Origin of the sequence: Allomuricauda sp. CP2A (genome assembly GCF_001683915.1) — a bacterium.
Classification (GTDB): Bacteria; Bacteroidota; Bacteroidia; order Flavobacteriales; family Flavobacteriaceae; genus Flagellimonas.
On record NZ_LXTT01000038.1, the window covers coordinates 1 to 3,269 of the forward strand.

Here is a 3,269-nt window from a genome sequence, read left to right on the forward strand (position 1 = left end):
CCCTACAAATAGTAAAGAGGTTATATTTTTAAATTTTAAATTTTTCATAATAATTTTTTATTAGAATGTTACGTTTAATCCTATCAAATAATTACGAGTGGTAGGCCTGTTCGTTCCAATAGTCGGAATTCCATCTGAGATCTGGGTAGTATTTACGGCTACGTTTTGACGGTTTCCATTATTGTCGACTCCAGAGTTGGTCTCATGATCCATTCCAGATTCTTTTGTGAAATCCGAGAATAGTACAAATGGGTTTTGCACCGTTCCATACAAACGAAGGTTTTGAATTCCTAAGTTCTTCAAGAAATCCTGCTCAAAGTTGTACCCCAATGTAATGGTCCTGACTTTAAGGAAAGAGCCATCAAAATAACCCAAGGTGCTTGCATATTTTTGGTTGTCACCACTTTGCACACCTCCGGGGGCAGGGTACTTGGCGTCCGTGTTGGTGGGTGTCCAATAATCAACACGCACGTTGTTCCTTCTTCCTGTAAGCAAGTTTAGGTATCCGTTGGAACTGTACAATGTACTGACCACAATACCTCCTTTTTGGAAGGTTCCTACAGTACTAAGGTCAAAATTCTTGTATCTAAAATTCATATTAAATCCACCTTGAAAATCAGGGGTTGGATCTTGTACAATCCTATCCTCGGAATTAATGGCCCTAACAGGAGATCCATCAGGGTTATATTCCCCGGTGTACTGCACTTTTATCATTCCTTCATTACCACCTGGTTCCAATATGTCCAAATATTGGTAATCTGGATCTGACTCATTCCAAAGACCTAATCTTTTATGGTCAAAAATAACATTGATCGGAGAGCCAACGAACCAAAGTTGCCCTACATTTTCATCTTCACCAGTGGCCAAGGATGTAATCTCATTTCTGTTTGCGTACACGTTAATGCCTGCATCCCAAGTGAAATCGGGAGTATCTATGATGGTTCCATTAAGTGCTATTTCCACACCCCTATTTTCCGTAGCACCAATATTGCTGGTCACATTTGCAACACCTGAAGTTGCTGGCAGCCCTAAATCATAAAGGATATCCTTGGTCTTTGTAATATAGTACTCCACGGTACCAGACAATCGATTGTTAAACAATCCAAAATCCAAACCGTAGTTCCATGTTTCAGAGAACTCCCATCCTAAACTGGCATTAGGTATTTTGTCCACATAGTAACCTGTGGCAAACGTATTCCCAAAATTATAGTTGATGTCCTCCAAACGTCCTTGGGTAGAATATGGTGCTATGGCTTGGTTTGAGGTTTCTCCGTAACCTGCTCGAAACTTCAATAAGTTAACCCAATCCACATTGTCCATAAAGGCTTCATTGCCAACATTCCAACCTAAGGATACCGCAGGATAGGTCACCCATTTATACCCAGGGGCCAATCTTGATGATCCATCGGAACGTAGGGTGGCTGTAAACAGGTAGCGGTTGTCATATTGGTACATGACCCTACCCATATAGGATAACAGTCCTGTAGACTCATAATTGGTGCCATATCGGGTGATGTTTTCCGCCAAAGATGCATCCAAGTTGTAAAATAGGAAGTCTTCATTGGGGATGTCTTGGACGGCAAGTCCAACATTGTCAAATTCAGTTTTTTGTGAAGAGAAAAGCCCCACAAAGTTTACCTGATGCTTGTCCGCAAAGGTTCTGTCAAACAGTATTTGATTTTCAATGACATAATCCCGTGTTAAAGAAGCGTCATAGCTTGCATTAGATCTACTTTGGGGATTGTAGTTGAAAACACCCACCCCGGTAAAGTTGCCATCTCTACTTGTACGTAGGTTCAAACCTATGTTAAGGCGGTATTTCAATCCCTCAACACCTGGGATTTTAACCTCTCCAAAGATATTATTGTAGGTACCAAAATCCAATTGATCGTTATACCGTCCTTTTCCGGTCTGGCTTACCTCTCTTCGGGTAGGAATCCAAACATCATCAGCTTCGGTCTGAAGACGGACAGGAATTATAAAATCCCCATTTTCGTCATACGGGCTTAATAGCGGCGAGGCATCTATATTGGCACCGACAATACTACTGGTTTTGTTAAAGTTCATAACCGAGTTTACACCAAAACGAAAAGCGCCGACTTCCTGGTCAACGTTTATTCTTAAGGAGTATCTCTGGAACGAATCGCTTGGCAGCACGGAGGTTTCCTTAAAGTACCCCATACCTATATTATATGAGCCATTTTCGGTACCACCCGTAATGCTAACGTCATGGCTGGTCTGGAGACCTGAGCCATATATCAAATCTTGCCAATCGGTATCATTTTCAAGGCTTTCATCACCTCCCAAACCATAAATTGGAGTTCCGCCGTTGTTGGCAGCCACGTCTGCACGTAACTGGGTAAGTTCTGCAGCGTTCATCATTGGGAATTTGCTGAAAATTTCCTTGGTGGCATAATACGAGTTGTAAGTAACTCTTGCTTTTTGGTTTTTTGTACCGGTCTTAGTGGTTATGAGAATAACCCCGTTTGCACCCCTAGAACCATAAATGGCCGTAGCAGATGCATCCTTTAAGATGTCCAAGCTTTCAATATCATTGGTATTGATGTCACTTAGACCTCCAGAAAATGGAATCCCGTTAAGAACAATCAACGGGTCATTGTTTCCTGTCAGCGAACGCACACCACGAATACGAATTTGCGGTGAGGCTCCTGGGCTGGTGTCGGTAGTTGATATCTGCACACCGGGTGCCCTACCTTGAAGGGCTTGTGTGAAGTTGGCGGATTGAACTTCGTTCAATTCCTCCCCTTTAATGGACACCACAGAACCTGTAACAGATTCCTTCCTTTGGGTACCGTAACCAATTACCACAACCTCGGACAATTGTTGGGTGTCTTCGGCCATTTGAACGTTCACGGTAGATCTTCCATTAATCGCAATCGTTTGAGTAACGAATCCAAGATAACGAAACTCAAGGGTGGCGTTGGAAGCCGCCTCAATTACGTAGTTCCCGTCAAAGTCGGTTGTTGTTCCGTTTGTTGTGTTCTGTACAACTACACTTACCCCGGGAATAGGTGCGCCAGAATTATCGGTCACAGTACCAGTCACCGTAATAGTGTTCTGCGCGAAAGCAGTAGTACAAAAAACAAATAACAAAAAGCTTGTTAGGTACAAATGCAAAGGTGATGACCATTTGCTATTTGTAAAAACAAATAATGAATTTTTAGTCATGTTACTAAGTTTTGATTTTGTTCAGTTAATTAATTCTATTATGACAAAAAAGAGTGCATAATATTTAGGATGTGATAAAT

General features: G+C 41.8%; 1 protein-coding gene. It reads right to left on the reverse strand.

What is annotated here, in order from left to right:
- Nucleotides 1-60 precede the first annotated feature (60 nt).
- Nucleotides 61-3,066 carry a SusC/RagA family TonB-linked outer membrane protein gene (locus A7D14_RS05290; protein WP_255307389.1) on the reverse strand — a complete coding sequence of 1,002 codons (3,006 nt, stop codon included), beginning with the start codon at nucleotides 3,064-3,066 and terminating at the stop codon, nucleotides 61-63.
- Nucleotides 3,067-3,269 lie beyond the last annotated feature (203 nt).